At 63.1% G+C, this 26,618-nt stretch carries 27 protein-coding genes and 1 pseudogene; 17 read left to right on the top strand and 11 right to left on the bottom strand.

Translation table 11 applies throughout. The annotated features are described in order from the left end of the window. Positions 1-130 precede the first annotated feature (130 nt). The 10 genes from AC1DZV_RS00845 (at position 131) to AC1DZV_RS00800 (ending at position 9,625) form a co-directional block, all read left to right on the top strand. On the top strand, positions 131-1,450 hold the full coding sequence (locus tag AC1DZV_RS00845; RefSeq protein WP_476952709.1) for an MFS transporter: 1,320 nt from the start codon (positions 131-133) through the stop codon (positions 1,448-1,450). Positions 1,451-1,523: 73 nt separating this feature from the next. After that, positions 1,524-2,297, top strand: a complete 774-nt coding sequence (locus AC1DZV_RS00840) for a 1,6-dihydroxycyclohexa-2,4-diene-1-carboxylate dehydrogenase (RefSeq protein ID WP_476952708.1) — start codon at positions 1,524-1,526, stop codon at positions 2,295-2,297. Between the two features lie 38 nt (positions 2,298-2,335). Next, a complete protein-coding gene (locus AC1DZV_RS00835; RefSeq protein ID WP_476952707.1) occupies positions 2,336-2,920 on the top strand; it encodes a flavin reductase family protein in 585 nt (194 codons plus the stop codon). Positions 2,921-3,336: 416 nt separating this feature from the next. Beyond that, on the top strand, positions 3,337-3,999 hold the full coding sequence (locus tag AC1DZV_RS00830) for a GntR family transcriptional regulator (protein WP_243178471.1): 663 nt from the start codon (positions 3,337-3,339) through the stop codon (positions 3,997-3,999). A 238-nt stretch (positions 4,000-4,237) separates the two neighbouring features. Continuing rightward, positions 4,238-4,987, top strand: coding sequence for an amino acid ABC transporter ATP-binding protein (locus AC1DZV_RS00825; protein ID WP_476952706.1), 750 nt, complete (start codon positions 4,238-4,240; stop codon positions 4,985-4,987). Positions 4,988-5,027: 40 nt separating this feature from the next. Continuing rightward, positions 5,028-5,897: a glutamate ABC transporter substrate-binding protein gene (locus AC1DZV_RS00820; RefSeq protein WP_476951296.1), complete on the top strand. Its 870-nt coding sequence runs from the start codon at positions 5,028-5,030 to the stop codon at positions 5,895-5,897. A gap of 10 nt (positions 5,898-5,907) precedes the next feature. Continuing rightward, the gene (locus AC1DZV_RS00815) at positions 5,908-6,552 is read left to right on the top strand and encodes an amino acid ABC transporter permease (protein ID WP_476952705.1); all 645 of its coding nucleotides are present in this window, start codon (positions 5,908-5,910) and stop codon (positions 6,550-6,552) included. Then, entirely contained in the window at positions 6,549-7,412 is an 864-nt protein-coding gene (locus tag AC1DZV_RS00810; protein WP_476952704.1) for an amino acid ABC transporter permease, read from the top strand. The genes AC1DZV_RS00815 and AC1DZV_RS00810 overlap by 4 nt, the downstream gene beginning before the upstream one ends. A gap of 93 nt (positions 7,413-7,505) precedes the next feature. Further along, positions 7,506-8,999 (top strand): FAD-dependent tricarballylate dehydrogenase TcuA, encoded by a 1,494-nt coding sequence (gene tcuA / locus AC1DZV_RS00805; RefSeq protein WP_476952703.1) that lies wholly within the window; start codon positions 7,506-7,508, stop codon positions 8,997-8,999. Between the two features lie 371 nt (positions 9,000-9,370). Beyond that, the gene (locus tag AC1DZV_RS00800) at positions 9,371-9,625 is read left to right on the top strand and encodes a hypothetical protein (protein WP_476952702.1); all 255 of its coding nucleotides are present in this window, start codon (positions 9,371-9,373) and stop codon (positions 9,623-9,625) included. Positions 9,626-9,947: 322 nt separating this feature from the next. Here the strand turns inward: AC1DZV_RS00800 and AC1DZV_RS00795 are convergent, their stop codons facing one another. Continuing rightward, positions 9,948-10,574: a TetR/AcrR family transcriptional regulator gene (locus AC1DZV_RS00795; protein ID WP_476952701.1), complete on the bottom strand. Its 627-nt coding sequence runs from the start codon at positions 10,572-10,574 to the stop codon at positions 9,948-9,950. Between the two features lie 103 nt (positions 10,575-10,677). Between AC1DZV_RS00795 and AC1DZV_RS00790 the strand changes: the two genes are divergently transcribed. Beyond that, the gene (locus AC1DZV_RS00790; RefSeq protein WP_476951302.1) at positions 10,678-11,466 is read left to right on the top strand and encodes an SDR family NAD(P)-dependent oxidoreductase; all 789 of its coding nucleotides are present in this window, start codon (positions 10,678-10,680) and stop codon (positions 11,464-11,466) included. Positions 11,467-11,543: 77 nt separating this feature from the next. After that, the gene (locus AC1DZV_RS00785; RefSeq protein ID WP_476952700.1) at positions 11,544-12,401 is read left to right on the top strand and encodes a PhzF family phenazine biosynthesis protein; all 858 of its coding nucleotides are present in this window, start codon (positions 11,544-11,546) and stop codon (positions 12,399-12,401) included. Between the two features lie 284 nt (positions 12,402-12,685). Here the strand turns inward: AC1DZV_RS00785 and AC1DZV_RS00780 are convergent, their stop codons facing one another. After that, positions 12,686-13,357: a LysE family translocator gene (locus AC1DZV_RS00780; protein WP_476951304.1), complete on the bottom strand. Its 672-nt coding sequence runs from the start codon at positions 13,355-13,357 to the stop codon at positions 12,686-12,688. A 97-nt stretch (positions 13,358-13,454) separates the two neighbouring features. On the opposite strand from AC1DZV_RS00780, the gene AC1DZV_RS00775 reads away from it, so the two are divergent. Both AC1DZV_RS00775 and AC1DZV_RS00770 read left to right on the top strand, forming a co-directional pair. Then, on the top strand, positions 13,455-14,009 hold the full coding sequence (locus AC1DZV_RS00775; protein ID WP_476951305.1) for a CGNR zinc finger domain-containing protein: 555 nt from the start codon (positions 13,455-13,457) through the stop codon (positions 14,007-14,009). A 165-nt stretch (positions 14,010-14,174) separates the two neighbouring features. Next, positions 14,175-14,390, top strand: coding sequence for an antibiotic biosynthesis monooxygenase family protein (locus tag AC1DZV_RS00770; protein WP_343213050.1), 216 nt, complete (start codon positions 14,175-14,177; stop codon positions 14,388-14,390). Positions 14,391-14,508: 118 nt separating this feature from the next. On the opposite strand, the gene AC1DZV_RS00765 is transcribed toward AC1DZV_RS00770, so the two are convergent. After that, positions 14,509-15,051, bottom strand: coding sequence for a GNAT family N-acetyltransferase (locus AC1DZV_RS00765; RefSeq protein ID WP_476952699.1), 543 nt, complete (start codon positions 15,049-15,051; stop codon positions 14,509-14,511). After that, positions 15,047-15,279 (bottom strand): annotated as a pseudogene (locus AC1DZV_RS00760) (recombinase family protein); the annotation flags it as partial. The gene AC1DZV_RS00765 and the pseudogene AC1DZV_RS00760, both read right to left, overlap by 5 nt. A 167-nt stretch (positions 15,280-15,446) precedes the next feature. On the opposite strand from AC1DZV_RS00760, the gene bioB reads away from it, so the two are divergent. Together bioB and bsaP are read left to right on the top strand one after the other, a co-directional pair. After that, positions 15,447-16,472, top strand: coding sequence for a biotin synthase BioB (gene bioB, locus AC1DZV_RS00755; RefSeq protein ID WP_476952698.1), 1,026 nt, complete (start codon positions 15,447-15,449; stop codon positions 16,470-16,472). Further along, positions 16,469-16,729: a biotin synthase auxiliary protein BsaP gene (gene bsaP / locus AC1DZV_RS00750; RefSeq protein WP_476952697.1), complete on the top strand. Its 261-nt coding sequence runs from the start codon at positions 16,469-16,471 to the stop codon at positions 16,727-16,729. The genes bioB and bsaP overlap by 4 nt, the downstream gene beginning before the upstream one ends. 909 nt (positions 16,730-17,638) lie before the next feature. Here bsaP and AC1DZV_RS00745 read toward each other — a convergent pair. From AC1DZV_RS00745 to AC1DZV_RS00715, 7 genes are all read right to left on the bottom strand, one after another. Next, positions 17,639-19,174: a glycoside hydrolase family 32 protein gene (locus AC1DZV_RS00745; protein ID WP_476952696.1), complete on the bottom strand. Its 1,536-nt coding sequence runs from the start codon at positions 19,172-19,174 to the stop codon at positions 17,639-17,641. After that, entirely contained in the window at positions 19,167-20,120 is a 954-nt protein-coding gene (locus AC1DZV_RS00740; RefSeq protein WP_476952695.1) for a carbohydrate kinase family protein, read from the bottom strand. The genes AC1DZV_RS00745 and AC1DZV_RS00740 overlap by 8 nt, the downstream gene beginning before the upstream one ends. 49 nt (positions 20,121-20,169) lie before the next feature. Continuing rightward, the gene (locus AC1DZV_RS00735; protein WP_476952694.1) at positions 20,170-21,261 is read right to left on the bottom strand and encodes a LacI family DNA-binding transcriptional regulator; all 1,092 of its coding nucleotides are present in this window, start codon (positions 21,259-21,261) and stop codon (positions 20,170-20,172) included. Between the two features lie 60 nt (positions 21,262-21,321). Next, complete coding sequence (locus AC1DZV_RS00730; protein WP_476952693.1) at positions 21,322-22,746, bottom strand: right-handed parallel beta-helix repeat-containing protein; 1,425 nt, start codon at positions 22,744-22,746, stop codon at positions 21,322-21,324. 27 nt (positions 22,747-22,773) lie between these two features. Then, complete coding sequence (locus AC1DZV_RS00725; RefSeq protein ID WP_308197232.1) at positions 22,774-23,604, bottom strand: carbohydrate ABC transporter permease; 831 nt, start codon at positions 23,602-23,604, stop codon at positions 22,774-22,776. A gap of 227 nt (positions 23,605-23,831) precedes the next feature. Next, entirely contained in the window at positions 23,832-24,719 is an 888-nt protein-coding gene (locus AC1DZV_RS00720; protein ID WP_476952692.1) for a carbohydrate ABC transporter permease, read from the bottom strand. Between the two features lie 64 nt (positions 24,720-24,783). Continuing rightward, positions 24,784-26,064: an ABC transporter substrate-binding protein gene (locus AC1DZV_RS00715; RefSeq protein ID WP_476952691.1), complete on the bottom strand. Its 1,281-nt coding sequence runs from the start codon at positions 26,062-26,064 to the stop codon at positions 24,784-24,786. Between the two features lie 346 nt (positions 26,065-26,410). Here AC1DZV_RS00715 and AC1DZV_RS00710 point away from each other — a divergent pair, with 346 nt between their 5' ends. Next, a complete protein-coding gene (locus tag AC1DZV_RS00710; RefSeq protein WP_243178504.1) occupies positions 26,411-26,602 on the top strand; it encodes a hypothetical protein in 192 nt (63 codons plus the stop codon). The last annotated feature ends 16 nt before the right edge of the window (positions 26,603-26,618 follow it).

Below are 26,618 nucleotides of genomic sequence, written 5' to 3'. Positions count from 1 at the left end.
CCGCGTGCCCAAAATGAAGTAGCCGCAGCCGCCCGGCCCCCGGATCAGTCGGGTCAGAACATCACACGAAAGTGAGTTACCGGTGACTAAACTCGCCTATAACGTCCAAGACGTTATCGACAACACGCCCATGGGAATCAAACGATGGTCCATCGTCGTCCTCTGTTTCGTGATCGCACTGCTGGACGGATTCGACACCCAGTCGATTGCATTCATCGGACCGGCAATCGCCGAAGACTTCGGCCTGCAGGCCACTGACATGACCTGGGTGATCACCGCCAGCACCGTTGGCATGTGCGTGGGCGCAATGTCCCTTGGCACCTTCGGGGACAGGATCGGTCGGAAGAAGACCATCCTGCTCGCACTGGCCCTTTTTGGTGTGTTCTCCCTTGCCGGTGCTTTTGCTCAATCCCTGGAGCAGATTGTCATTCTGCGCTTCCTCATTGGCCTCGGCATGGGCGGGGCCACCCCGGCGCTGCTGGCACTGACCGCCGAGTACAGTCCCAAATCGCGCCGCGGCACGTTCATGACATTGGTGTTGCTTGGCCTGCCTGGTGGCGCGCTACTCGGTGGGCTTGTGGCGGCGGCATGGCTGCCAGTGATGGGCTGGCGTGGCATCTTCCTGGCCGGCGGCGTGCTGCCACTTGCCATGGTTTTGGTCTGCAGCAAGATTCTCTCCGAATCGCCGATCTTCCTGGCGGCCAAGGGCACCTCCGCAGCCGACGCACAGGCGCGTCAGATCATGGCCTCAATTTCCGGGAGCCCAGTCAGCCCGGACGCCGTGCTCGCAACCAACGACAAAATGCAGGAGCGCAGCTCCGTCGCCGTACTTTTCTCCGCTAAGTACCGGATGGTCACCATCGCAGTCTTCGCCACCTACCTGCTCAATTGGATCGCGTGGTTCCTGCTGCTGCTCTGGATGCCAACCGCGCTCAAGATGTTGGGGCTGGCCGGCTCGCAGGCCGCGATGGGAACCGTGACCGTCAACGGCGCCTTTATCCTCTTCGCCATCCCTCTGTCCATCATCCTGCCCAAGGTCAACCCCAGAAAATTGCTGCTGGTCATGTTTGCGGCGGGGATCGTCATCGCGCTGGGCCTGGGCCTGGCCGGCTCCAACTTTGCGCTGGTCTTCGTGCTTATCGGGCTGGCAGGCTTCGGCATTGGCGGCCAGCAGTTGGCCCTGAACTACCTGATCGCCAACGCCTACCCCACTCAACTTCGTGCCACGGCTACCGGCTGGGGCATCGGAATTGGCCGCCTCGGTTCCATCGTGGGCTCCGCCCTCGGCGGGCTCATTCTCACGGGACTCGGCGTCTCCGGCTACTTCATGGCACTCGCGGTACCCCTGGTCCTGGCCGGACTGGCCACCCTGATGGTGCGAAGCTCGACAGCTAAAGCCCAGATTGCTTCGACGGAGCCGGCGCCACGGGAACGTGAAGCCATCAGCTGACGCGGGGGCACCTACGCAGATATCGAACTGGCCTCAACGGCTGAAAAATCCCAATATGAGAGGACGCACAGCAATGCGTTTTACCGACAAGGTTGTTGTGGTGACCGGCGCTGCCCAAGGGATTGGGGCCGTCGTCGCCCGTAGGATTGCGGCCGAGGGAGGCACCTTGGTGCTGGCGGACCGGTCCGAGCTGGTCATTGAAGTGTGTGCGGAGCTGACGGCCAGTGATGCACCTGCACGATATTTCCTTTGCGATCTGGAAACCTATGCGGGCGCCGTGGACCTGATGGCCTACGCCGTGGCAGAGTTTGGACGCATCGACATCCTGATCAACAATGTCGGCGGTACGATCTGGGCCAAGCCCTACGAGCACTACGAGGAGGACGAGATCGAGGCCGAAGTACGGCGCTCCCTCTTCCCCACGCTGTGGTGCTGCCGCGCAGTGCTGCCGCACATGGTCGAACGGACGGCCGGGGTCATCGTGAACGTCTCCTCGATAGCCACCCGAAGCATCAATCGCGTTCCATACGCGTCGTCCAAGGGCGGGGTCAACGCTCTGACCGCGTCGCTGGCGTTCGAAGCCGCTCCAAAGGGTATCCGGGTAGTGGCCACCGCGCCCGGCGGCACCGAAGCTCCGCCGCGGAAGGTCCCGCGCAACCCGAACGCGCAGTCCGCCCAGGAAGAGACGTGGTACCAGCAGATCGTGGACCAGACCACCGAAAGCACCCTCTTCAAGCGGTACGGCACGCTGGAAGAACAGGCAGCTCCGATCTTGTTCATGGCCTCTGACGACGCCAGCTACATCACTGGCGCGGTGCTGCCCGTGGGCGGCGGGGACCTTGGGTAATTCAGCGCGGCCTGAACAACAGCAGAAAGGAGAAGTCGATGACTCAGGAAGCCATGGGATGCATTGAAGAACGAGAATTGCGCCACGCCTTTGGCACGTTCGCCACCGGTATCACGGTGGTCACCACCCGGACGGACGACGGCGTTCCGCACGGCGCCACCGTCAGCGCCTTCACCGCGCTATCCCTCGACCCGCCGCTTGCCCAGGTCACACTGACCCGGTCCTCGCGCGGCGCCCGGTATCTGGAAGCTGCGCCGTTCGCTATCAATATCCTGTCGGTAGAACAAAAGGATGTGGCCCTGCACTTCGCTGGCAAAGTCCTTGACGCGGAACCGGAATGGACGCTGGACGGCAACGTCCCGGTGCTGACGGGGAACGCCGCGACGCTTAAGTGCCGGCCGTGGAATATCTACGACGGCGGCGACCACATCATCGTCGTCGGCGAGGTCATCGCACTGGACATCACCAAGCGGGAACCCCTCGTGTTGTTCGGCGGTGAGTTCCACAACCCAGGAGGACGGATCGAGGGTGCCCGGCGGGATAACTCCGGCGATGCTCCCGAATCGGACTGGTTCGCCGGCTCCAGCTCCTTCAGGCCGTTTCACGACCGGACATCTGTCTAATCTGACCGGCCCTGCAGGGGGCAGCGATCTACATGTCGGGCTATGCGACTCAGTCTCCCGAGTAAATGACCTCGGCCAAACTCAGGCTCGCCACGGCCTCCCTGGGCAAGCCCGGAACCAAAGTCGGCGATCTCTGCACCGAACTCGGCATCACCCGCCAGACCCTTTACCGGCACGTATCACCGACGGGCGAGCCCCGCCCGGACGGCGAAAAGTTACTGACGCCGAACCAAGCCGCGGCGGCCGAACAACTCCGACTCATGCACCATCCGGATGGAAAGGACAACACATCTTGGACACTTGCGTATCCACTGGAATACTATGGGTGTCCGGGCGATGGCTTCGGGCCTGCGAACTGGCGGGACCGAGTGGCGGCGTAAGCCTCCCTTCCGAGTCGCCACTGTGGAAGGAACGTTGTGTCACCTGGTTCTGAAACGATGCGGCACGACGGGGATTCTATCTACGCCCAGCTGCGCTCTGAAATCCTGGCCGGTGCAATTGCTCCCGCCACTCCCTTGCGGGAAGTTACCTTGGGGGAACGCTTCGGTGTCTCCCGCACGCCGGTGCGCGAGGCTCTTCGCCGCCTCCAGCACGACCGTCTTCTGGACCGCGGCGCCCGTGGACTGCAGGTCCATCAGGCAACACCCCAGGAAGTCATCCAGGTCTATGACGTGCGGATTCTTTTGGAACAGGAGGCGGCCGGGCAGGCGGCCCTGTCCCACGACATCACTGACATTATGCAGCTCGAAGGCCTGGTGGAACGTGACCGCGCACTTTCGGAGCCGGATGACAACACCCGGGCGTCGACGAACCTGGAATTCCACGCAGCCGTCTGGGCGGCTGCGCACAATCCCGTGCTCCAGGATCTCCTGCAGCGGCTGTCCACCCACCTGATCCGCACGCCGCACTCGACTCTGTCTGTGGGAGAGCGTTGGGACGAGGCCCTGGCCGAGCATTCGAAGCTGGTCGCGGCCATCACCGCCGGCGACGAAACTGCTGCGCGGAACACCGCACGCGAACACATGGAGACAGCCCGTCGGATCAGGCTCGACCTGCTGCGGAAATCGGCCTCCCACTAAGATCACTGCCGGGCTCTCCGGCTAGCTCTCCGGGCCCCGAAGCGCCAGCTTTTCTGCCCTCTCCCGGGCATCAGCCCGGTGCTGCCACGGTTGCGCAGACCGCTGCCGTTGGTAACTGCCGCGGTGGTGGCGAAGCGTTCGCACCCATCGAAGACTCGTAATGACTTGCCGTGATTGCGGTCACCATGCCACACTGTACTTCACTGTATACAGTCGTATTCATCAAAGGAGATAGATCATGACAGCCATCACGGAGACGGACACCGTCGTTGAGTTCCGCGGAGTCGGCAAGCGCTTTGGCAGCATGCAGGCCCTGACCGGCATTGATCTGTCGGTGCGCCGCGGCGAGGTGGTCGTCATCCTCGGCCCCTCAGGGTCGGGCAAATCGACGCTGTGCCGGTGCATCAACCGGCTCGAAGCCATCGACGAGGGCCACATTCTCATCGACGGCCACGAACAGCCGGTGGAGGGCAGGGATCTGTACAAGTTCCGCACCGAGGTGGGGATGGTCTTTCAGTCCTTCAACCTCTTCTCCCACAAAACCATCCTGGAGAACATCACCGTCGCCCCACGGAAAATTCTCGGCCTGGACAAACAGGCGGCGGAGATACGGGCCCACGAACTGCTCGCCATGGTCGGCATCGCCGACAAGGCACACAGCCGGCCGTCCCAGCTCTCCGGAGGCCAGAAACAGCGCGCAGCCATCGCCCGCGCACTGGCCATGGAACCCAAGGTCCTGCTCTTTGATGAACCGACGTCGGCGCTCGACCCGGAATCCACCCGCGAGGTTCTGGCAACCATGCGGAGCCTCGCGCAGAGCGGCACGACGATGATCGTCGTGACGCACGAGATGTCGTTCGCGCGGGCCTTCGCGGACCGGATCGTGTTCATGGCCTCCGGAGCCATCGTGGAAATTGCCGACCCTGAAACGTTTTTCACCTCTCCTTCCTCCGACCGGGCCAAAGCCTTCCTCTCCTCGGTCCATTAACAGCACCTGTGCAACGACGCACCCACCCTAAGGAGTCACCATGAAACGCGAGCACTTCCTGCCGGCCCTGGCCATCGCCGGCGCATTGGTCCTGGGCACCACAGCCTGCGGCGGCAGCACCCCGGCCGCCGAGACCCAACCGGCCCGGAGCTTCCCGGCCAACAGCACGATGGACAAGATCCAGAAACGCGGCAAAGTGATCGTCGGGGTCAAATTCGACCAGCCGCTCTTTGGCGTGAAGAATCCGATCACCGGCAAGATGGAAGGCCTGGACATTGAGATGGCCAGAATCCTGGCCAGGGACCTTACCGGCAGTGCGGAGAATGTCGAGTTCGTTGAGGCGGTCACCAAAAACCGTGAGGCGTTCCTGCAGCAGAACAAGGTCGACGCCGTGATCGCCTCCTATGCAGTGACGGACGAACGGAAGAAAGTCGTCAGTTTCGCCGGACCCTACCTTGAGAGCAACGTGGCCCTGCTGGTACGCAAGGACGACAGCTCAGTGAACAAACCCGAGGACCTGGTCGGAAAGACCGTGTGTTCCACCACCGGCGCCCGCGCGGCCCAGCTCATCGGTGCGGCCGTGCCCGCGGCCAACGTGGTCCTGTTCAGCACCTACAGTGAATGCGCGCAGGCACTGAAGGATAAGAGGGTCGACGCGGTGACCACGACCGAGGCGATCCTGCTCGGTGTCCAGTCCCAGAATCCGGATGCCTACCGCATCGCGGACGGCCATTTGGCCGACGCCGAGGAATTTGCCATCGGCGTGGCCAAGGACGATGCAGCATTTCATGACTACCTCGATCAGCTCCTGACCAAGGCCATCGCGGACGGGGACTGGAAGAAGGCCTACGACGCCACGATCGGCCAGGTCAAGCCCGGCGACGTTACCCCGCCCAAAGTAACGCTGTAGGGATCCGCTGATGTCATTCCTTCTCAATCACCTCGGCGATTTCGGCCAGGGCGTGATGGTGACTCTGGGACTCGTTCTCCTGGGTGCCGCCGGTTCGGTGCTCCTGGGGACACTGCTCGCCGCACTGCGGACCAGCCCCATCAGGACGGCCCGGGCTGTTTCCTCGGCCTACGTGCTGATTTTCCGGAACGTGCCGCTTCCCGTGCAGATGGTGCTGTTTGTCTTCGGACTGCCGGTCCTGGGCATCCAGTTCTCGCTCTACGCCTCGGCCGCCATCGTCCTGGTGCTCTACACCGCGCCGTTCGTTGCCGAAACCCTGCGCGCGGGCCTGAACACCGTGGACCGCGGCGAGCTGGAAGCCGGACGCGCCCTGGGCTTCGGGCCGATGGCCTCATTGAAACTCATCGTCCTCCCGCAGGCCTTCGCCACGGTGACCAGACCGCTGGGCAACGTCTTCATCACCATGGTCAAGAACACCTCGGTCGCTGCCCTGGTGGGGGTATCCGAACTGACGTTCCTTTCGGACAAGATCGCGGTGGATGAGGCACAACCGTTCATTATCTTCGGCGGGGCCGCCCTCTGCTACCTCGCCATCGGGCTGGTCATCGGCCGGCTCGTATCCGCAGTCGATCAGAAGGTGGCGTTCAGCCGATGAGTACCGTATCGCTTTTTGACCCGGCCGGTCCGCGCGCCAAACGCCGCCACCTGCTCCTGGAAATCCTCACGGCCCTCATCGTGATCGCCGGCGCCTATCTGGCCTTCCGCGTCCTCTACGACAAAGGCGAGCTGAGCGCCGCGGCGTGGGCCCCGTTCGCCGAGCCCGGACTCTGGGCGCTTCTCGGCCAGGGGCTGTGGAACAACATTGCGGCCGCAGCCGTCGGCATGGTGCTGTCCATGATCACCGGATGCCTCCTGGCCTTCGGACTCGTCTCCACACACGCACCTCTGCGCCGGACCTGCCGGGTCTACACGGACGTCTTCAGCAGCATCCCCCTGCTCCTGCTGCTCTACTTCACGTCCCTGGTGCTGCCCAACTACGGCCTCAAACTCGGGGACTTCTGGTTCCTGGTCATCGCGCTGACCCTGTACAGCGGGGCCGTCATCGGTGACCTGCTGCGCTCCGGGATCCTCGCGCTGCCGCCCGGTCAGGCCGAGGCCTCCCTCGCACTGGGTTTCTCCCACGTCGGGACGCTGCGCCTGGTCCTGCTCCCGCAGGCCCTGCGGTCCATGAGTCCTGCCCTCGTGAGCCAGCTCATCATCCTCTTCAAGGGAACAGCACTGGCCTTTGTGCTCGGCGGCTACATGGAACTGCTGAGGTCCGCCACCGTCATCGGCCAGTACTACACCCGGTCCCTGCTGCAGGCCCAGTTTGTTGCCGCGCTGGGATTCCTGGTCGTCAACATCGCCCTCGGCGCCCTCGCCGTGGCCCTGGAGCGCCGCCAAAACCGCCTCGCCGCCCAGGAACCGCTCCCCGTGACAGCGGCAGAGCCAGCCCCCGTGCCGGCCCACCGCTAACACCCCCGGGCCGCCTCTACCCCCAAATCACCCCTGTCCGACTGTGTATACAGTCGAATACTTATGAATTCAACATGAAGGAGACGGAAAACAATGGCTGATCAGAACGAACCTGCAGCGGGAAACCTCACCAAGGCCGACGTGATCGTCGTCGGCGGCGGAAATGCCGGATTCACGGCGGCCCACGCCGCTGCCGTCCGCGGACGAAAAGTCATCCTGCTCGAAAAGGGCACTAAAGACATGGCCGGCGGCAACAGCTTCTACACCGCCGGCGCCACCCGCATCGTCCACAACGGCCTGGACGACCTCCAGGGGCTCGTGGAACCGGACGAACGGCACAGCCGGACCGTCGTTCCGCCCTACAGCGCTGAGGAATACGCGTCTGACCTGGAAAAGGTCACCGAAGGCCGGAACGACCCGGCACTGACGGAAGTCCTCATTGCCGAGAGCCAGTCCACCCTTCGGTGGCTCAACAGCCTGGGCCTGAAGTACCGCCTGATGTACGAGCGTCAGGCCTTCGAGCGTGCCGACGGGTCCTACCTCTTCTGGGGCGGCCTGCACGTGGGAAACGTGGGCGGCGGCGAAGGCCTGATCGAAGACCACACCCGGGTCGCTGCAGAGCTGGGCATCGAAATCAGGTACGGCCACGCGGCACAAAGCCTGATCGTTGAGAACGGCCGTGTAGCCGGCGTCGTCGTCAACACCGCTGAAGGGGAGCTGCGCCTGAGGGCAGAATCCGTGATCCTCGCCGCCGGAGGCTTCGAGGCGGACCCGAAGCGGCGGCGGGAGTACTTGGGCGAAGGCTGGGAAAACGCGAAGGTACGCGGCACTCCCTATAACACCGGCGACATGATCGCCGCAGCGTTGGAGATCGGCGCCACCAAGGGCGGAGACTGGGGCAGCTGCCACAGCGTCCAGTGGGATGCCTTTACCGCCACCAACGAAAGCAACCGCCAACTCACCAACCGCCTCACCCGGCAAAGCTACCCGTTTGGAATCATCGTCAACACCGACGGCAAGCGTTTCCTGGACGAAGGTGCCGACTTCCGGAACTACACCTACGCCAAGTACGGCAAGGAAATCCTCAAGCAGCCCGGCTCGGTTGCGTACCAGATCTTTGACGCCGGCCTTCGGCCCATGCTGCGCAGCGAAGAATACGAGATGCCCGGCATCTCTGTCGAGGTCGCCGACACCCTCGAGGACCTGGCCGTCAAAATCGGCATAGACCCGGAAAGCTTGTCCAAAACCGTGACGGACTTCAACAGCTCGATCGAGCGCTCCACCCCGTTCGACCCCAACGTTAAGGATGGCCGGAAGGCCGCAACCGAACCGGTCAAGAGCAACTGGGCCGCCCCGATCGAAACCGGCCCCTTCTACGCCTACGGCGTCACCTGCGGAATCACGTTCACCTTCGGTGGCATCAAATCCGACACCCACGGCCGCGTCCTGGACGCAGAGGGCAAGCACATCGAAGGCCTGTTCGTGGCAGGTGAAATGCTCGGCGGACTATTCAGCGTCAACTACCCGGGAGGCACCGGACTTGCTGCCGGGTGCGTCTTTGGGCGGCGGGCGGGCGTCCTGGCGTAGGGCACGGATCCACTGCACTTCTCCTCAAAAACCCGGGCTGGCCACCGCCGGCCTCACTCGCTCCGACGCTCGTCGCAGTGACGGGGACTGAGGGAGAGCCGGCTCTTGACGGCGAAAGCTCCCCGGGAGATTTGCCCTGATGTTCCGGACCAAAACGGGTCTCCCGAGCGGACCATCACCACCGACTGCCGGCCCAATGCCCGGCACAGATGGGCGCTCTTCCCGCACTCCATCGCAACAGGCAGCCCGATAGTCGGGCGTGGGAAGAGAGCCCATAAGGAGGAGGCAGGGTGGCGGAAACGCCGCCCTGCCACCTCCCCCGACGCTCAAACGATTCCGACACCGCAGTCGCCCCAACCCAAGGACAAGCCATGACGCCCCGATCGTCCGGATCTCATACAGAAAACCGGAAACCCGCCCCCATTGCCAACCGGTCCAAGCTCTCACGGGCCGACTACGTGCAAATCCACCAACACGGGGAAGTCATCGCTACCGGGCGCATCGACATGCTGGCAGCTGACGCCAGCGTGCTTTGGCTCCATCTGGCGGGCGGCAACGAACGCGCCATCTTTCTCCAGAGTGACGGGCTAAGAATCTACCGAAGCCACCGCAGCGCAGCCAACTGACGGAACAGCTTCATCCCAGGACCGTGCTGGTGCTGCAACGCGCGGCCCGACGACAGCTGAACCGGATCATGGAACCGGGCCACCAGACATTCGGCTAACGTCACGATGACCAGTTCAGAGTGCAGAGGACTTCTGACATTCCGTGCCGCGACTGCTGGTGCCCCGCTGGACCGCAGGCCGACAAACCTCCACGCACAGGGAGGCCTTCTGGAGAACGTCAATAGGCGTTGTTTTCGAATCCGTTGCGTTGAACGAAGGATGCCTGACGGCTGGTTCGGGCTCAACGGGGGTTTATGACGCCGAGTTCATCTAAGAGAGCGGCTCATGGGCCGATTCCCGAGGCTCCCTGGGGTGCGGGAATACCTGCGACCATTCCCGCCCACAACAGGTCTGTTGTGGCAACCGTCAGGGCGCCGATAGAAGTTCCATCCAAGAGGTTGCCCGCCGCCAGCACAGCGGCTCCGTGCAGGCTCACGAAGCAGACGAGAGCGAGCAACTGGCGGTCCCCTGGCGCGAGCTCCCCGGCCTCCTGGGCTTCAGCGATGATCGCCCTGGCGACCGTTATGCCGTCTTCACCGATGCTGCGCAGTTCATCGCTGGCATCAGGATGGTGCTTGGTGGAGTGCATCACGGCCAACAGGACCGGATGGGCGACCGCGAAGTCCACATAGGCCCTGGCGATCCGGACAAAGCGTGACCGATGGTCTCCGGCGGCTTCGGACGCTCCTGTGATCCTCGCATTCATGCTGCGGAAACCGTCAAGGGCGAGGGCATCGAGAAGCGCCTGCTTGTCACGGAAATGCTTGCCGGGTGCCGCGTGGCTCACACCCAGGTCACGCGCGAGCTGCCGTAGGGAAAGTCCCTCGACTCCTGCTTCTTCGATGACTTCCCTTGCACGGGCGAGCAACGCCTCGCGGAGCTTGCCGTGATGGTAGGGCTGATCGGTCATGTGATCAGTATAGCCGCAAAGTAGTCATTGACTACAATGGTGCCACTGTCTACTATGTAGGCATTGGCTACATAGAGTGGCCGCCACACGGAATGGATTCGACATGACCATGAGCTACAGCGGAACCACGGCACTCATCACTGGAGCGAGCTCCGGGCTCGGCGCGGAGTTTGCCGCACGATTTGCAGCGCGCGGGGCCAACCTTGTGCTGGTCGCACGGCGGACCGACAGGCTTGAGGATCTCGCCCGGAAGCTGCGCGACTCGGGCGGCATTTCAGTGACTACGCTCTCGAAGGACCTAAGCCGTGCGGGAGCCGGAGCGGAACTCCGCGAGGAGCTCGCCGGCCGGGCCATCCGCATCGACACCCTGATCAACAACGCGGGCTTCGCCACGAGCGGCCCTTTGGTCAAGGAAGACCCCGCGGTCATCGCCTCGGAGATCTCCCTCAACGTGGCCTCTCTCGTTGAGACCACGCGGGCATTCCTTCCCGAGATGCTCGCCGCCGGGAGGGGCGCACTCATCAACGTGGCCAGTACCGCAGCTTTTCAGCCGGTACCTGGGATGGCGGTTTACGGAGCAACCAAGGCATTCGTCCTGAGCTTCACCGAAGCCGTGGCACATGAGACGAAGGAATCCGGCCTTCGCGTGCTCGCGCTCTGCCCGGGGGCTACCCGCACCGAGTTCTTCGATGTACTCGGGAGCCAGGCCGCAGCGGTCGGCCGGCTGCAGGGCGCCAGCGAGGTCATCGACACTGCCCTGCGCGCTCTCGATCGCCGCACTACACCCGTAAGCGTCGTCTCAGGCTTGGGAAATCGCCTGCTGGCCGGCATCGCCCAGCGCCTCCCCCGAAACATCTCCCTCGCCATGGCCGGCAGAGCCGTACGGGACTAGTGCTACTAGCCGCATTTCGCTTCGCCCTGTTGGTCTTCGCCACGCCCGTATCTTCACAACCCACCGAGGATGTAGCAATGAATCAGACACCCGACGTACTTCGTTACGCCGCCTTTACCACCACCCCCGACGGCGGAAATCCAGCGGGAGTAGTCCTGGACGCAACCCGCCTCGACGACGCCCGGATGCAGGCCATCGCGGCCGACGTCGGGTATGCGGAAACGGTCTTTATCACCGAGGCGACGGTTGACGGAGACCCCCGCCGGAACCGTGTTCGGTACTTCTCCCCGATCGCCGAGGTGCCGTTTTGCGGCCATGCCACAATTGCTTTGGCCGTCGCGCTGTCAGGGCGAGATGGCGCGGGGACCTTTGTTTTCGAGACCCCGGTGGGGCCCGTCGTTATCGAGACTGCGGGCCAGGTCGCAGCGGTGACGGCAAGCTTCACGAGCGTGGAGCCGCGAGTGGCCGAGTTCCCCGATGGCGTCCTGAGCACTCTGCTCGGGTTGCTCGGCGTGGACCGGGACGAGCTGCACCCCGGGTACCCTCCGATGATCGCTTTTGCCGGAAACTGGCACCCCATTCTCGTCTTCGCGGAACGAAAGACTTTTGACTCGTTCGTTTTCGACCCCGATCCCATGCGCACGCTGATGGACGCCCAGAACTGGGCCGGCACCGTCACGACGCTCTACGGGATGGGGCCGGACGAATTCGACTCACGCAACCTCTTCCCGGTGGGCGCCATCACCGAAGATCCGGCGACCGGCTCGGCTGCCGCTGCCTTCGGCGGATACCTCCGCCTGCTCTCCCTCGTGGAACCGCCAAGCCGCGTCGTGGTGCACCAAGGCAGCCACGTCGGCCGCCCGAGCAGACTCACCATTGATATTCCACCGTCCGGCGGGATCATCGTGCACGGACAAGCCGTCGAAATCGCTTGAGCCGTGCGGGACTCCATACCGCGGTGCGGTGCTGCTGTCGCGTTTGGGGAATCCTGAGCGGACGCTTTCAGGGACAGGGAGGTCAGGCATTCGTAACCAGCCGACAGTACCTTCGGATGCTGCGTGATTCTATGGGCGGAGGGCGCAGCGGTCAGTCATGCTGGGATTCTCCGGTCGAATATCCGGATGCCTAGGGCTACAGCCCCATAGGCGGCACACGCTAAGGCCGGCCGCGCCGGCCGGTGTGGGCACGCGGTCCCGGCCAGCTCTCATCCTCAGAATCGCTATACGCCTGCTTTTTCTGGTACTTCCCGCGCGAGGAGGACCGCTACCAGGCCGAGCGCCGAACCGGTGACGCGCCGCTGCCACTTCGTCCAGTTCGGCCGGCCGGAGAGGAATGCAGAGATCGACCCGGCACCGAGGACGATCAGTGCGTTCACGAGTATGCTCACCGCGATCTGGATCGCTCCGAGGGAAAAGCCCTGGACAGTTGTTCCTCCACGGCCCGTATCGATGAACTGCGGAATGAGCGCAAGGTACATCACGGCTGTTTTTGGGTTCAGAAGGTTCGTGAGGAGGCCCATGCGGAAGAGCTTGCGTGCCGAATCGCGAGAGAGGGCGCGAACGTCGAAGACGCCGCGACCGCCGGGCTTGAGTGCCTGCCACGCGAGGTAGGCCAAGTAGAGGACTCCCGCGGCTTTCATTCCGGCGTAGAGCCACGGCACCGCTACGAACACCAACGCGAGCCCGAGGTTCGCCATCGTCATGTAGACGAGGAAGCCAGCACAGGTACCTGCGAGCGAAATCATTCCAGCCACTGGCCCTTGACTCACACTGCGCGAAACCAGGTAGACCATGTTCGGACCCGGCGTGAGAACCATGCCCAGTGCCGTTAGAGCCATCCCGCTTGCCGCGGCCATCGAAACCCCCGATCCGAGGTCCGTGGCCGCGATCACGCGCGCACCGTCCTGCCCGCTGGATACATATATCGCGTCTGCGAATCGGCAGCCCAAGGAAAAATCATCATGACTCCAACAATGATGTAATACCCTTATGCATCTCAACCCTTACGGTGAGTACGCGGTACTCCTTGCCGCCTCGTTGGCCAACGATTGGCCAGCCGATAGGGACGGCCTCGTGCAGCGGACTCGGGAGTTCGGTATGACGATGGACTACAGGCTCTCCGCCGGAGACGATCATGAGCAAACCCGCGCCGTCCTTGACGCGTGGCTCTCAGTCGTCGATGAACGCGATCCACGGAACAGGGCTGCACTGTTGAACGCCCAGATGGCTGCTGCCGCCGCCTATCCGCGCCTCACCGATCACGACGGTGAAGGATGGCATCTTCACTACCGCGACCTCGACCAGGCTCTTCCACAGGTATTGCTCGCCGTGATCAGTGTCGGAACTGCACTGCACCTGAGCACTCGCGGCGCACATAGGCTCAGCCGGTGCGCCGCCGGGATGTCATCAGGTGATCCCTGCAGGGCGGTCGTGGTCGATGTCACGCGCAACGGTCGCCAGCGCTACTGCTCCGTGCGCTGCGCAAACCGTGACACCGTCCGCAATCACCGCGCCCGCGCGAAACAAGACCGCAACGCGCTGTAAGACGGTCCCCCACGCCGCCGTTGGGCCGCTCCCCGCCGAGCCAAGTCCCCTACAAATGCTGGCGTGACCGTTAACTTCGTTGGCGGGTGAAGCGCAGCAGAAATACCGGCTTCCCGTTCCGTTTCGGAATCCTGCGGAGCACGGGCAGGCGCGCCTGGGGTTCCTGTGTCGGAGACTCGCCCAGTGATTACAGAACACGCGCTTTTGCCTGTCAGCCCCGGTCAAGAACATGCCTTCGAGCTGGCGTTTAGCGAGGCGCGGTCCATCACCGCTTCGATGGCTGGCTTCCGGAATTTTTCGTTCTCGCGTTCGGTCGAGTCGCCGAGCACCTATTTGCTACTCGTTGACGGATTGCCGCGCCCTACTGCACGACTTCTATGAGGTCGAACCGTGGCCAAAGGCCGTCCGCCCTTTCTTCCAAGTCGGCCATCCAAGTCGCGATTTACGATTACCAGCAGGACCCGGGAGCCTCGCAGCTACTGTCGCCTTTGGCGAACGTTCAGAGGGAACAGGTTGTCCCGGGTACAAACTTCTGGTCCGTTTCGGCGACGAGGAAGACATCGATCGAATCCTCGTGCTCGTGGACGAATCCGTTGCGTTCGTAGAGACGTCTCGCCGGGCTGCCTTGGAGGACATTTAGCCGGAAAGGCCGATGATCGTGCTGCGCCATCAATACATGGCGCAGCACAGCGCCCCCCAGACCCTGCCCTTGGTACTCCGGAGCTAGATAGAAGTGTTCAATCCATTTCTCATCCGATTCGGGGCGGACAGCAATGACACCCACCGCGGAGGCCTCAACTTCGATAACAAACGTGTGCGCTGGGTGAAAACCCGTGACGAAGCGCTCTCTGACGTGCACCGGATCCCAGCGTCCGAGCCGCTCGAGATCGGGACGCATGACTTGAGCGCGGAGCTCGGCAATCCATGAAGCGTCAGAGGGAAGGCTTGGGCGCAAAGACCAGACGGGCGGCATGTACTCATTGAAGCTGAAACTACTCGACGACGAAATCCCGCAGGATCCCGGCCCGGTAGCTGTGGGCACGTTCCAATTCGGCGAAGGCTCCCACGACGCCGAAAGCATCAGGTTTGCCAGGGGCGAATCCTCCCCCGTGAAAGTCAGGTTTTCCTTGAGAAACTCGATCCTGACACCCTTCCGGGTGAGCTTCTGCACCAGGGACCGCAGGTCGTCCAGGTTCCGGGCGAGCCGGTCCATGCTGTGCACGCCCAGGGTGTCACCGTCACGAATGAAGCGCAAGAGCTCCTCAAGCTGTCTGGGGTCGGAACAAACCCACGGGTGCACGCCGACTTATGAAATATACGATCGGGACCAATCCGGCAGCCGCCTGCTTGTAGACACCCGACAAAATCCTGCCGCCATTGGAAAACTAGCGTCTGCTTGGAGGAATATCCGCAGCTAATCAGCGCAAAGGACTATCAATGACGATGCAGGAAGATCCGGCGACCACCGGGTATGAGACTCTCGAAACCGCCCGCCGGCAGGTCCTCGAGGAAGGACGCGGGCTGACGCAGGAGCAGCTGGTGGAGGTTTTGCGACTGCCCGATGTTGCCCTTCCGGCGGCGCTGCAGCTGGCCCATGAGGTCAGGCTCAGGCATTGCGGCGAGGACGTGGAGGTTGAGGGCATCGTCTCCATCAAGACCGGCGGCTGTCCCGAGGACTGCCACTTCTGCAGCCAGTCCGGCCTGTTCGACTCCCCCGTACGCGGCGTGTGGCTGGACATCCCGGAACTGGTCAAGGCGGCCAAGGAAACGGCCGCCACCGGAGCCACCGAGTTCTGCATCGTGGCGGCGGTCCGCGGACCCGACATCAAACTGATGAACCAGATCAAATTCGCAATCGACCGCATCAACGAAGAAGTGGAGATCAACATCGCCTGCTCGCTGGGCATGCTCACCCAGCGCCAGGTCGACCAGCTCAAAGAATGGGGCGTGCACCGCTACAACCACAACCTCGAAACCGCACGCAGCTACTTCCCCGAGGTAGTCACCACCCACAGCTACGAAGAACGGCTTGAGACCTGCAACATGGTCAAGGCCGCCGGGATGGAACTGTGCTGCGGTGCCCTCATTGGAATGGGCGAATCCATCGAGCAGCGCGCAGAACTCGCCGCCCAGCTGGCAGCCCTGGAACCGCACGAGGTCCCGCTGAACTTCCTGAACCCCCGGCCCGGGACACCGCTGGAAAACCAGGGCATCATGGACGGCAAGGACGCCCTCCGGGCGATCGCCGCGTTCCGCCTGGCGATGCCCCGCACCGTGCTGCGCTACGCCGGCGGCCGGGAACTGACCCTCGGGGACCTCGGCACCCGCGAAGGCCTCATGGGCGGCATCAACGCCGTCATCGTCGGCAACTACCTCACCACCTTGGGCCGTCCCGCGGACGCTGACCTGAACCTGCTGGTCGAGCTGAACATGCCCATCAAGGAACTCCAGAAGACACTATGAACCGGGCTTCGACGAGCTCAACCACCGGCGATGCAGCGAGCTCAACCACCGACTCCACCCCTAACTTTTGCGGCCACTGCGGCGAGCCGGACGACGGCGGCTCCCGGCCGCCGGCGGACCCTCACCTTCCCTGCCGGGAACTCCTGGTACTGGAACCCCCGCGTTATTGCGCCGCCTGCGGGCGGCGGATGAAGGTCCAGGTCACACCGACGGGCTGGAGCGCGGAGTGCTCCCGCCACGGGGTTCTGGCCCGATGACGCAGGGTTCGGCGCAGATGGGCCTGATCCGGCGGGACCGCGCACGCCTGTGGCACCCTTATGCCCCGGCGTCCCCGGATCTTCCGTTATGGGAGGTCGAGGCGGCCAGCTCTCCCCCACGCCGCCGGTAAACAAGGCGTCCGGAGAAAAAATCTTCAAGAAATCCCTGCAGGTCATGTCGTCAGCAGGACCCCGCGACATGAATAGGTACAGGACCAACCACGCCCAGCACAACCAGCCAGAAAGGAGACCCGGATGACCCCAGATCCCCGCAGGCGGAGGGCCCGTTAGCCACGGCCCTGAACCCGCCCCCAACCCACACAACCGAACAGGTCACCGCGGCGGCCAGGCACCAGACCGCAACAAGCGTCAGAGGGACCCACTCCGGTCGACGTACACACGTTAAAGCAAAAACCCCTCTGACGAGGGGAATGCTGTGCCCGAGGTGGGACTCGAACTGCATTCCCTCCCTGGCAAACACTGGACTCCCGCGGAAACGTGCGGAATCCGGCCCGATCCGACCGCTGTACGACCCGATCCGACACCCAAAGTGTGTACTTTGTACACACCTCCTTTTTGCCACATTGAGATCAGGAACTTACGGATTTCCACTTTTCTGTCCACATCCACCACGCTACGCGGGCGTTGAGTCCATTGGCAGCGTCTATCAGACACTGCCAACCCGCCGAAAAATCAGACGAAGGCCGGCCTGTGGAAGCACCTCTCCGGGGTGGGGGTGGGGACGTCCCCATGCCCTCGGCACCGGACTTTCCAGGGCAACAGTAGGCGCAGAAAATGATTGGACGAGTAGATGAGGTCGCAGTGGATTGCCAAAGCCCGGCCGCACTTGCGGAGTTCTGGTCCTCGGTCCTCAGTGGCGAACCAGTGCACTGCAGTGCGGGGCTGTCATTAGGACAAGGCCGTGACGGCCAGTCTCCGAACAATGGCCGTGCCGCCCTCCACGCACACGTCGGTGCCCAGGTTCCCGGACAGGGGGAAGACCAGATCGCTGAGGACGACCCTGCCGTCTTGGGCGAAGACCTCCACCGAGCACTGGTCGACGACGACGCTGAGCCTTAGTACACCGTCGTCGAGCTTCATGGGCGCTGACTCCGCCGAGGCGAACTTTCCGTGGAAGGCGGTGTTTCCGGAGTTGCGGCGATCCAGCGTGAGCCGGCTCGTAGCGGCATCGAAGCTGAGAACCGTTGCGGCGCTCCCGCCCGATCCGCCGAGAAGCCTGAAAGCAACGGTCCGGGCCGTGCCGGGCAGGATCTCGGCCTCGATCAGCTGGGCTGATCCGGGCGCCGCGTCGGGCAGTTGCACCGGGGAGTCGTGAAGTTCCAGGTCCTGGATGGTGCGGGTCGGCTCGCCAGAGTCCAACGGCAGCACCGGGCGCTGCACCAGGCGCGGCAAGCCGTCCACCGTCGCGAGCTCGACCTCGCGGGCAAGCGACATCGCGGAGCGCCACGGGGACGTGGGCAAAGAGTTGGCATAGTCCCAGTTGTTCATCCAGCCGATCATGATGCGGCGGTTCTCCGGGGCGTTGCTGAAGGAGACAGCGGCATAGTAGTCACGTCCCCAGTCGAGCCACAGGCAGTGTCTGAGATCCGTGGTCCCGTCGGCATCCGCTGGAACGAGTGAATCAGAGTCGGCGGTGAACTGCACCCCATCGAAGTCGCCGACGAAGTACTGCCCTCCGGAGCCGCCGGCCACGGCACCCGGGTTGATATTGACCACCAGGACCCACTTGACGTTGTCCGGGTCTCCGTCGACGGGGAGCGGGAACAGGTCGGGGCATTCCCATTCGCCTCCTGTGGCGTTTGCAGGACCGAAGGTGCTCAGGTATTCCCAGTCCTTGAGGTTGGCCGAGCGGTACAGCACAACCTGCTGGTGCTGGGCCTCCACCGCCACCATGACCCAGCAGGAACCGGCCAGTCCCTCGTAGCGGAACACCTTGGGATCCCGGAAATGGGCCGAGCCGCGGCCAAGCACCGGGTTGCCTGCGTATTTGCTCCACGTCAGGCCGGCGTCCGTGGAGAACGCGAGAGACTGGGCTTGTGTCCCCTGGTGCGCCGAGCCGTCCTTGAAGGCGCTCGTGTAGATGGCCACGAGGGCCGGATCTTCCACCGTGCCGAATCCCGAGGTATTGCCGTGGTCCACCACGATGCTGCCGGAAAAGACGTCCTCTTCCTCGTCGCAGGCGATGGCAACCGGGTGTTCGGTCCAGTGCAGAAGGTCGGTTGAGGTGGCGTGTCCCCAGGACATGTTGCCCCAGACGTTGTCGAAGGGGTTGTTTTGGTAGAAGAGATGGTAGACGCCCTGGTGCCACACCAGTCCGTTGGGGTCGTTCAGCCACGTGTTCTTGGCTGTGTAGTGAAGTATCGGCCGGATGTTGGGGGCGGTGTCTTCGGCGGGGCCGGCAGGGTGCGTTGTTGTTTCAGTCATCGGAGTTCTTTCGGGAAGTTTGGGCCAGTTCCAGGGATCGGATCAGTTCTGCCCGTGTTGGCGGGTTCGCTCCGTGCCGTCCGACGGTTATGGCCGCAGCGAGCGAGGCGGCTGTTCCCAGGCGGGTGAGTTTGCCGTAGCCGAAATCGTCCTCGGGGTCCTCGATGAGGCCCTCGATAAGCGATGACATGTAAGAGTCGCCTGCGCCGACAGTGTCTTTGACGACCACTGGCGATGCCGGCACTTCGATCTCGGCGGCATTCGACCGCAGATAGGATCCGGATGCGCCATCCGTGATGATTGCCAGTTCTGTCCCGAGATCAAGCAGCCGCCGCGCGATGTCGTGAGGGGACGTGCCGGGGTAGAGCCACTGGGCATCGTCCGTACTGAGCTTCACGACGGTAGCCAGGGCAACTGTGTGTTCGAAGGTCCTGAGCGCTTCAGCGTGGCTGTGGAGCAGTGTCGGGCGGATGTTGGGGTCGTACGTGATCAAGCAGCGGCGGGAGAACAGTTCCAGCAAGGACCGGACTTGGGTTGCTCCGGGTTCCATGAAGGAGGCCAGTGACCCCGTGTGCAGCACCTTCGGGAGGAACGTGGGGCTGATTTGGGGGAGGTTCCATTCGAAGTCGAATTCGTACTCTGCGGAACCACTGCTGTCCAGAAGCGCCCGGGCAGTGGATGTGCGGTTGAGGTGTTCGGCTCCCGGAAGCAGGCGTACTCCTGCGGTGGCCAGGTGCCGTTGGATGCTCTTGCTGCGTTCATCTCTGCCCAGCGCGGTGAGGAATGCGGTGCTGACGCCTAGCCGACCGAGTCCGAACGCGACGTTCATACCCGATCCGCCTGGAAACTCAATGGGCCCTGCGGCGGTGTCAATGATGTCGATTATGGCCTCGCCGACGACGACGACATCCGTTTCAGGGCAGGGGGGAACTGGGGTGCTGTGCATTTGAGGTCCTTGGAGGGTTGTGCGCGTCTTTTACTGGACGCGCTCGAGGTCAGGTGTTGGCGTGTGTAGACGAGTCCGGTGCCGCTCTGCTGGCAGCGTCCGTATGTTTTGGGGAGGCGACGGAATCGCGAAGGACCATGGGACAGGGAAGAGTGGTCGGGTGAGCGGCGAACAGGTGCAGGTCGGTTTTTCCCTCGATGGCGTCGATCAGGTTTTCGGTTGCCCATGCGCCCATTTCGTAGTGGGGCAGGGCGACAGTTGTCAGTGCGGGGTAGAGGTTTTCGGCGATGAGTTGTTGGTTGTCGAAACCGACGAAGGAAATGTCGTCCGGAATCCTAAGACCAAGTTCACCGGCGGCCCGGTACGCCCCCATGGCCATGCGGTCGTTGTAGCAGAACACGGCCGTGGGCCGGTTCGGGGGTTTCAGGAGGCGCAGCGCCGCCTGGTAACCCCCGGAAACTTCCGAGTGCTCGGACTGGACCAGTTCTTCCTGGAACGGCAGCCCGGCATCTGCCAGCGTGTCCTTGAAGGCCCTGAGCCGGGAGTGAGTTGCTGGCACGTCGTCGGTGTTGTTGAGCATGCCGATCCGGGTGTGCCCGGCGTCGATCAGGGTTTGCACGGCTGACCGTGCACCGCCGATTTCGTCGGGGATAACGGAGGAAACAGTTTGGCTGATGTCTTCGGAGTCCACCAGGACTGCCGGGAGTCCGACGAGGTTCTTGGGGACGGCCAGTTTGCGGTGATACATCGTGGCGTACAGAATGCCGTCTACCTGCCGGTCCAGCAGATCCGCCACATCACTTTCCCTGGAATCCTGGGTGCTGGTGCTGGTGGAGTTGATGATCATGATGTTGTATCCGCGGGCCCGCGCCGTTTCCTCGGCCCCGAGGATGATCCTGCCTGCGTGGGGGGTGGTGGCGATTTCCTCGCTGATGAACCCGATCATCCCGGAGCGTTGGGTGCGCAGGGCCTGGGCGAGCCGGTTGGGCCCGTAACCCAGCCGTTGGGCCGCTTCGTGGACCCGTTCCCTCGTCTCCACCCCCACCCGGGCGTAGGCAACGTCATTGAGGACGTGGGAGACCGTCGTGACAGAGACGCCGGCTGCGGCTGCCACGTCCTTGATGCCAACCGACTTGTTCATTTGTCTCCCACGTCCTTATGTTGATGCTGATTCTACGTCCGGGTAATTGCTTAGTGCGTTTTATTCGTCCCAGGGGCCGGATGGCGATCCCCGGGGGTCTCGCCGGGCCTGAGCCGGATACTGGTCCACAAGTGCATGTGCCGCCTCGAAACCGATCGTGGGTGTGGCCCTAAAAGCGTTAACAGCCCTGTCTGCGATAACTTGGGCGTCACTTCCGGAATCAAGGATCGTATTCCGCGCTGATTCGGAATCGACCATGAYGGCCGTAACGGCGAGGCCGTCCGAAGCCTCGGTCGTCAACAGAGCGTCCACCTGAGCCGAGAAGCAGGAGTCACTTGACTTGGAGTGAACGTCCATCGCCACCACGTGGTTGTTGGAGACGAAGTTGCCAACCCCCGCCATCAGCCGGATGATGACAGGCGTCGCACCTGTCGGCCTGATGCTCTGTGAGTCGATGATCTGGGAGAAGTGGTTGCCGACGACAGAGTTGTTGCTGCCGCTGACACAGAGAAGTCCGTTGAGGTCATTCAGTCCGTTGTCGACTCCCAGGAAGGGCGTCCAGGGCTCATGGTCACGCAGGAAGTGGTTCGTGGCCACGAGGTTTTCCGAACTATTCGCTTCGAGAATCAGCATCCCAGGGTAGAACGAATGCAAACGGTTGTTGGTGATGCTTGAACGCGTGACGCCGTTGAGATGGACGCTGCTCGCCCCGCGGGGGAAGACGTTGTTCGCGGTTATCAGGAGTCCGCCGTGGTTCTCGGCGTAGATCGAGTGACCCTTGAAGCCTGCTCCGACCAGGTTGTCGGTGATCTTTGATGCCTGTCCCCACCCGCGCAGCTCGATGCAGCTTCCGCATTCAGCGATGAAGTTGTCGTGAACGGAAAGCGCGTCCGCGTTGTAGATGGTGAGGGCGTTTTCAAGGTAGACGAACCCCATGCCGGTTACGCGGAATGAGTCATTGGCGTTCGCGACATAGATACCGGTCTTGCCGTTGACGTAGGTGTTCTCCGGATGCATCCCCGAGCCGTCCGAGTTGAAGTGCAACCCGTCGATGCAGAAGTTGGAGAACTCGACCGAGCTGATCCGCGGACTCCCGCTTCGCTCAACGTAGAAGGCGGCTCCCTTGGATTCCTCCCCGTCTCCGCCGAGGGGAATGTCGACGAGAATGCGACTCCCTCCGGGCCACAGCTCATGCAAGTCGGGCCATTCGTCTTCGGGAACGTTGAACCGGATGCTCGACGACGTAAAGCCGTGTCCCGACCCATGGATCCTGAGGAAGCTGACGTCGATCACCACCTGCGTACGAAGGTGGTAGTCCCCGGGCGGAATGTAGATCACCGCCCCTGGCTTTCCTCCGTTATTCGCATCGGTGACCGTCTGCCGGTCTTTGATGTCAGCGATGATGCTGTTGATTACTTCACCGACGTCCTCGGACGGATTGCCGACGGGCCACGTAGTCACGTCGTAGCAGTTGTTGCTTGACATAGGTTCTTCCCTTTGTGCTGTGGTTTCTCAGCCCTTGACGGCGCCGAGCGTCATGCCTGCGACGATCTTGCGCTGCAGGAGAAGTGTGAGGAGGATGACCGGAATCGAGTAGACGGCGGCCAGCGCCGTCATGGATCCCCAGTCGAGTCCGAACTGGGTCTGGAAATTCGCGATAACCACGGGGGTGGTCTGGGAACGGACCGCGGTCATCAGGAGGGCGAAGAGGAACTCGTTCCAGGAGGCCAGGAAGGCGAAGATCGCGGTGACTGCGATGCCGCCGGAGACCACCGGGATGACCACCCGCCAGAGGGCGCCGAGCCTGCTGCACCCGTCCACTGTGGCCGCCTCTTCAAGGTCATTGGGAACTGCCTCGAAGAAGCTGGACATGAGCCAGATGGACAGTGGCAGCGAGATGGTGGTGTGCGCGATGGACAGCGCGATCGGGGTGTCCGCGAGTCCCGCAGAGGACATCATCGATGCCAACGGGATGCCGATGGCGACCGGCGGGACCATCCGGGTGACCAGTGCGGCCATGATGAACACCCGGCCACTCGGTGTCTTGTAGCGGGTGATCCCGTACGCCGCGGGAACCGCCAAGACCAGGGACAGCAGGGTGCTGATGATGGCGGTCTGGGCGCTGTTGATGAACGAGGCCAGAACTCCGCTGCGGCCCAGGGCGTTGGTGTAGTTCTCCAGCGTCCATTCCTTGGGAAGGATGGTGGGCGGCACCGCGATGGTGTCGATCGGCGCCTTGAAGGAAGTGAACAGCAGGTAGAGGAACGGGAATCCGTAGAGGACCATCGCCGCTGCAAGGATGATCCACAGCAGGGTGCGGGTGCTGCGTCTGCCGGCTTCCAGGCCTTCGGCGTGGTGATTTCTACGGCGGGGACGACCCGTGCCCGAGACTGCCGAAGTGGGCGTCGCCGGCTCGACCGTCAGGGCTCCGGTGGGGGCAGCACCGGCAGTGGCACCGGACGCCTTGGTGCCGGTGGCCGGGATGGCCGAGACGGCGCCTGCGGGCCGGGGGCGGTAGGCCACCGCCTCAGCGGCAAAACGGTCGTTGATGGGGTTGTCGGCGGTGCTCATCAGTTGTCCTTCCCTGGGCGCCAGATGGTCGCGACGGCGAAGAACGCGACGCCGAGCATGGCCAGCAAGTAGATGGTGCCCATGGCGCTGGCCAGTCCCGGATCGCCGAAGCGGATCATGGTGCGGTAGATCAGCAGGCTCATGGTTTCGGAGGCGGACTGCGGGCCGCCGTTGGTCTGGATCAGGATGGTGTCAAAGGCCCTGGCTGCGTCGATGCCGCGCACAACCAATGCCACTGCGATGACTGGGCGCAGGAGCGGCAGGATGATGCTGCAGAGCAGGGTTGGGGCCTTGGCGCCGTCGAGCCGGGCCGCCTCGATGAGGTCGCCGGGGATGTTCTGGAGGCCGGCGAAGAGGATGAGGCACATGAAGGAGGTGGTAAGCCAGATATCCGGGACGGCCACGGAAAACAGCACGATGTCCGGGTTGGAGAGCCAGCCGATCTGGTTGGCGTTCTGCAGGATTCCCGCCTGGTGCAGGAGGGTGCCGATGAGCCCGAAGTTGTCGATCATCAGGAATTTCCACAGCAGGCCGGCGACGATGGGCGCGATCATCAGCGGGTAAAGGAACACCGTCCGCCAGACCTCGGATTTCCGGCCAAGGGCCGTGAACAGAAGGGCCATTCCCAGCCCGAGGGCGAACTCAAGGGCGACCACCACGAGGGTGTAGGCCAGGGTGCGCCAGCCGGCGCCCATGAATGCTTCGGAGGCGAAGGCGCGGATGTAGTTGTCCAGGCCGACGAAGTCGCGGGGGCCCCCGGCGATCGGGGAGATCTTGAAGAGGCTGTCTGCCACGAGGCGGAACAGCGGGTAGGCCACAAATACTGTCAGGAACAGGGCCGCCGGCGCCATGAGGTACAGGGCGAAGCGGCGATCGGAGATACGCACGGTTTTCTCTTCCGATGGTTGGGGCCGCGGCCGGCACTAGTGTTTCGGTGCCGGCCGCGGAGTCTTACTTGAGGAGGTCCTGGATCTGCTTTTTCGCGTCGGCCAGGAGAGTTGCGGAGTCGCCGCCGGCTACGGCCTTTTGCAGCATGGGAACCAAGACGGTGTCCACTATCTGCTGCCATTTGGCAGTGGCAGGGCGCGTGGCCGTTGCCTGGCCCTTGAGGGTCTCGATAAGCGGCTTGAAGCTCTCGTAGCCGGGCTTGTCCTGGTACTTCTCGAAGGCCGAGATGCGGGAGGCCAGGCCGAGGCTGGATTCGATGCCCAGGTCGTTATGGTCATAGGCGCACTTGACGAACTTCTTGGCAGCGTCGCTGTTCTTGGTTGCCTTGGGCACAGAGAGGTACCAGGGGCCGGGAACACCGGCAACACCGGCGGAGCCGCCGATCATCGGAGCGGCGCCGACCTTGCCCGCGACCGGGGAATCCTTGGGGATCTGGCGGTAGGCGTGGGCCCAGAACCGGGTCATTGCGGTCTTGCCCTGGTTGAACAGGTTCTGCGCTGCTGCCCAGTCGACCTGAGCGGCGCCGGGAGGGGCGGACTTGACGAGGCTGGTGTAGAAGTCGAGCGCGTCCTTGTGCGCGGCGTTGTCGATCACAACGTTGTTGTTCGCATCGAGGACCATCGGGGAACCGGCCTGGAGGACATGGGCCAGCCATTCGGTTTCGACGCCGCCCTTCACGTCTGTGCCGTACATGCCGTCCTTGGTGAAGAATTCGGAGATGTCCTGGTATTGCTTCCACGTAGTCGGAGCGGCGAGGTCGTAACCGAACTTGGCCTTGAAGTCGGTCTTGTTCTTGGCGTCCTCGAAGAGGTCCTTGCGGTACAAGATGATTTCGGAGTTGGTCCAGGCCGGCATGCCGATAAAGTGCCCGTCCACGTTCGCTTCCTTCACGAGCGCGGGGAAGATGTCCTTCTTCGCCTCGTCGGTGAAGAGCTCGTCGATTGGCTGGACGGCGTCCTTGAAGCTGGGAAGCCAGACGGAGTCCAGCGCGGCTACGTCGAAGGAGACGTTGCCGGAGGAGAACTCGCTGGAGAGCCTGTTGAACATGCCGTCGTAAGGAAGTTCGACGAAGTTGACGTTGATGCCTGTATCTTTCGTGCACTGTTCGGCGACGCCTGTCAGTTCGGCGTGGCCACCGGCCTCGACGAGGACGTTGACGGTGCTCGCGGCGCTACCCGACGTCGCAGCCGGGCCCCCTGCCCCGCAGGCGGTTGCTGCCAGAAGCACCGCGGTGGACAGCCCGCCAAGGGCGGCGATCCGGGAAATCGTGGTTCGAGAGGACATCGCTGTCGACTCCCTTTCTTTTGAACGGAATCTACGGTTGGGGTGGAGCTGGGAAACTTCAAGTCGCAGTGAAAAACCGTTTTGCCAAATCGACTTGGCATCACATTAGGGGCCGCGACGGATGCGTGTCAAGCATCACATCGAAATCCCGCGGACCCTTGTCGACGCTATGGCAGCCGCCATACCGTAGCCCACAGCCGATGGGCAAATCGTTTTGGCAGATTTTGGCAAAATGCCGCATATTGTGCGCCCCGAAGACCACCCTGGCGTTCGGGCCCTTTTCCAACCTTCGCACGCCCGGTTGGGGACCCTAGGGTCCTCTCGTCACCAATTCAAAGGAGAACAGATGAAACCCATCCCGGACGTCAGCCGCAGGAGCGTGCTGCGGGCCTTCACGGTGTCCGTAGCAGTAGCAGGCACCGCCTTTGCCATGGCATCCACCGGCAGCCCCGCCACCGCAGCACCCACACAGATGGCCGCAACGCCTGACGCCGGCCAGCGGCCGTTGGGGCACCGTCACCTGATCGGTGTCCTCTAGAAGCACCCAAACGTTC

It is taken from the genome of Arthrobacter sp. P1_D12 (assembly GCF_056406175.1).
This window is presented reverse-complemented; position numbering and strand designations above follow the sequence as displayed.

Bases quoted from the DNA above. Each gene is read 5' to 3' on its own strand.
- AC1DZV_RS00845 (WP_476952709.1), top strand. From the start codon at position 131: ATGGGAATCAAACGATGGTCCATCGTCGTCCTCTGTTTCGTGATCGCA.
- AC1DZV_RS00840 (WP_476952708.1), top strand. From the start codon at position 1,524: ATGCGTTTTACCGACAAGGTTGTTGTGGTGACCGGCGCTGCCCAAGGG.
- AC1DZV_RS00835 (WP_476952707.1), top strand. From the start codon at position 2,336: ATGACTCAGGAAGCCATGGGATGCATTGAAGAACGAGAATTGCGCCAC.
- AC1DZV_RS00825 (WP_476952706.1), top strand. From the start codon at position 4,238: ATGACAGCCATCACGGAGACGGACACCGTCGTTGAGTTCCGCGGAGTC.
- AC1DZV_RS00820 (WP_476951296.1), top strand. From the start codon at position 5,028: ATGAAACGCGAGCACTTCCTGCCGGCCCTGGCCATCGCCGGCGCATTG.
- AC1DZV_RS00815 (WP_476952705.1), top strand. From the start codon at position 5,908: ATGTCATTCCTTCTCAATCACCTCGGCGATTTCGGCCAGGGCGTGATG.
- AC1DZV_RS00810 (WP_476952704.1), top strand. From the start codon at position 6,549: ATGAGTACCGTATCGCTTTTTGACCCGGCCGGTCCGCGCGCCAAACGC.
- tcuA (WP_476952703.1), top strand. From the start codon at position 7,506: ATGGCTGATCAGAACGAACCTGCAGCGGGAAACCTCACCAAGGCCGAC.
- AC1DZV_RS00800 (WP_476952702.1), top strand. From the start codon at position 9,371: ATGACGCCCCGATCGTCCGGATCTCATACAGAAAACCGGAAACCCGCC.
- AC1DZV_RS00795 (WP_476952701.1), bottom strand. From the start codon at position 10,574: ATGACCGATCAGCCCTACCATCACGGCAAGCTCCGCGAGGCGTTGCTC.
- AC1DZV_RS00790 (WP_476951302.1), top strand. From the start codon at position 10,678: ATGACCATGAGCTACAGCGGAACCACGGCACTCATCACTGGAGCGAGC.
- AC1DZV_RS00785 (WP_476952700.1), top strand. From the start codon at position 11,544: ATGAATCAGACACCCGACGTACTTCGTTACGCCGCCTTTACCACCACC.
- AC1DZV_RS00775 (WP_476951305.1), top strand. From the start codon at position 13,455: ATGCATCTCAACCCTTACGGTGAGTACGCGGTACTCCTTGCCGCCTCG.
- bioB (WP_476952698.1), top strand. From the start codon at position 15,447: ATGACGATGCAGGAAGATCCGGCGACCACCGGGTATGAGACTCTCGAA.
- bsaP (WP_476952697.1), top strand. From the start codon at position 16,469: ATGAACCGGGCTTCGACGAGCTCAACCACCGGCGATGCAGCGAGCTCA.
- AC1DZV_RS00745 (WP_476952696.1), bottom strand. From the start codon at position 19,174: ATGACTGAAACAACAACGCACCCTGCCGGCCCCGCCGAAGACACCGCC.
- AC1DZV_RS00740 (WP_476952695.1), bottom strand. From the start codon at position 20,120: ATGCACAGCACCCCAGTTCCCCCCTGCCCTGAAACGGATGTCGTCGTC.
- AC1DZV_RS00735 (WP_476952694.1), bottom strand. From the start codon at position 21,261: ATGAACAAGTCGGTTGGCATCAAGGACGTGGCAGCCGCAGCCGGCGTC.
- AC1DZV_RS00715 (WP_476952691.1), bottom strand. From the start codon at position 26,064: ATGTCCTCTCGAACCACGATTTCCCGGATCGCCGCCCTTGGCGGGCTG.
- AC1DZV_RS00710 (WP_243178504.1), top strand. From the start codon at position 26,411: ATGAAACCCATCCCGGACGTCAGCCGCAGGAGCGTGCTGCGGGCCTTC.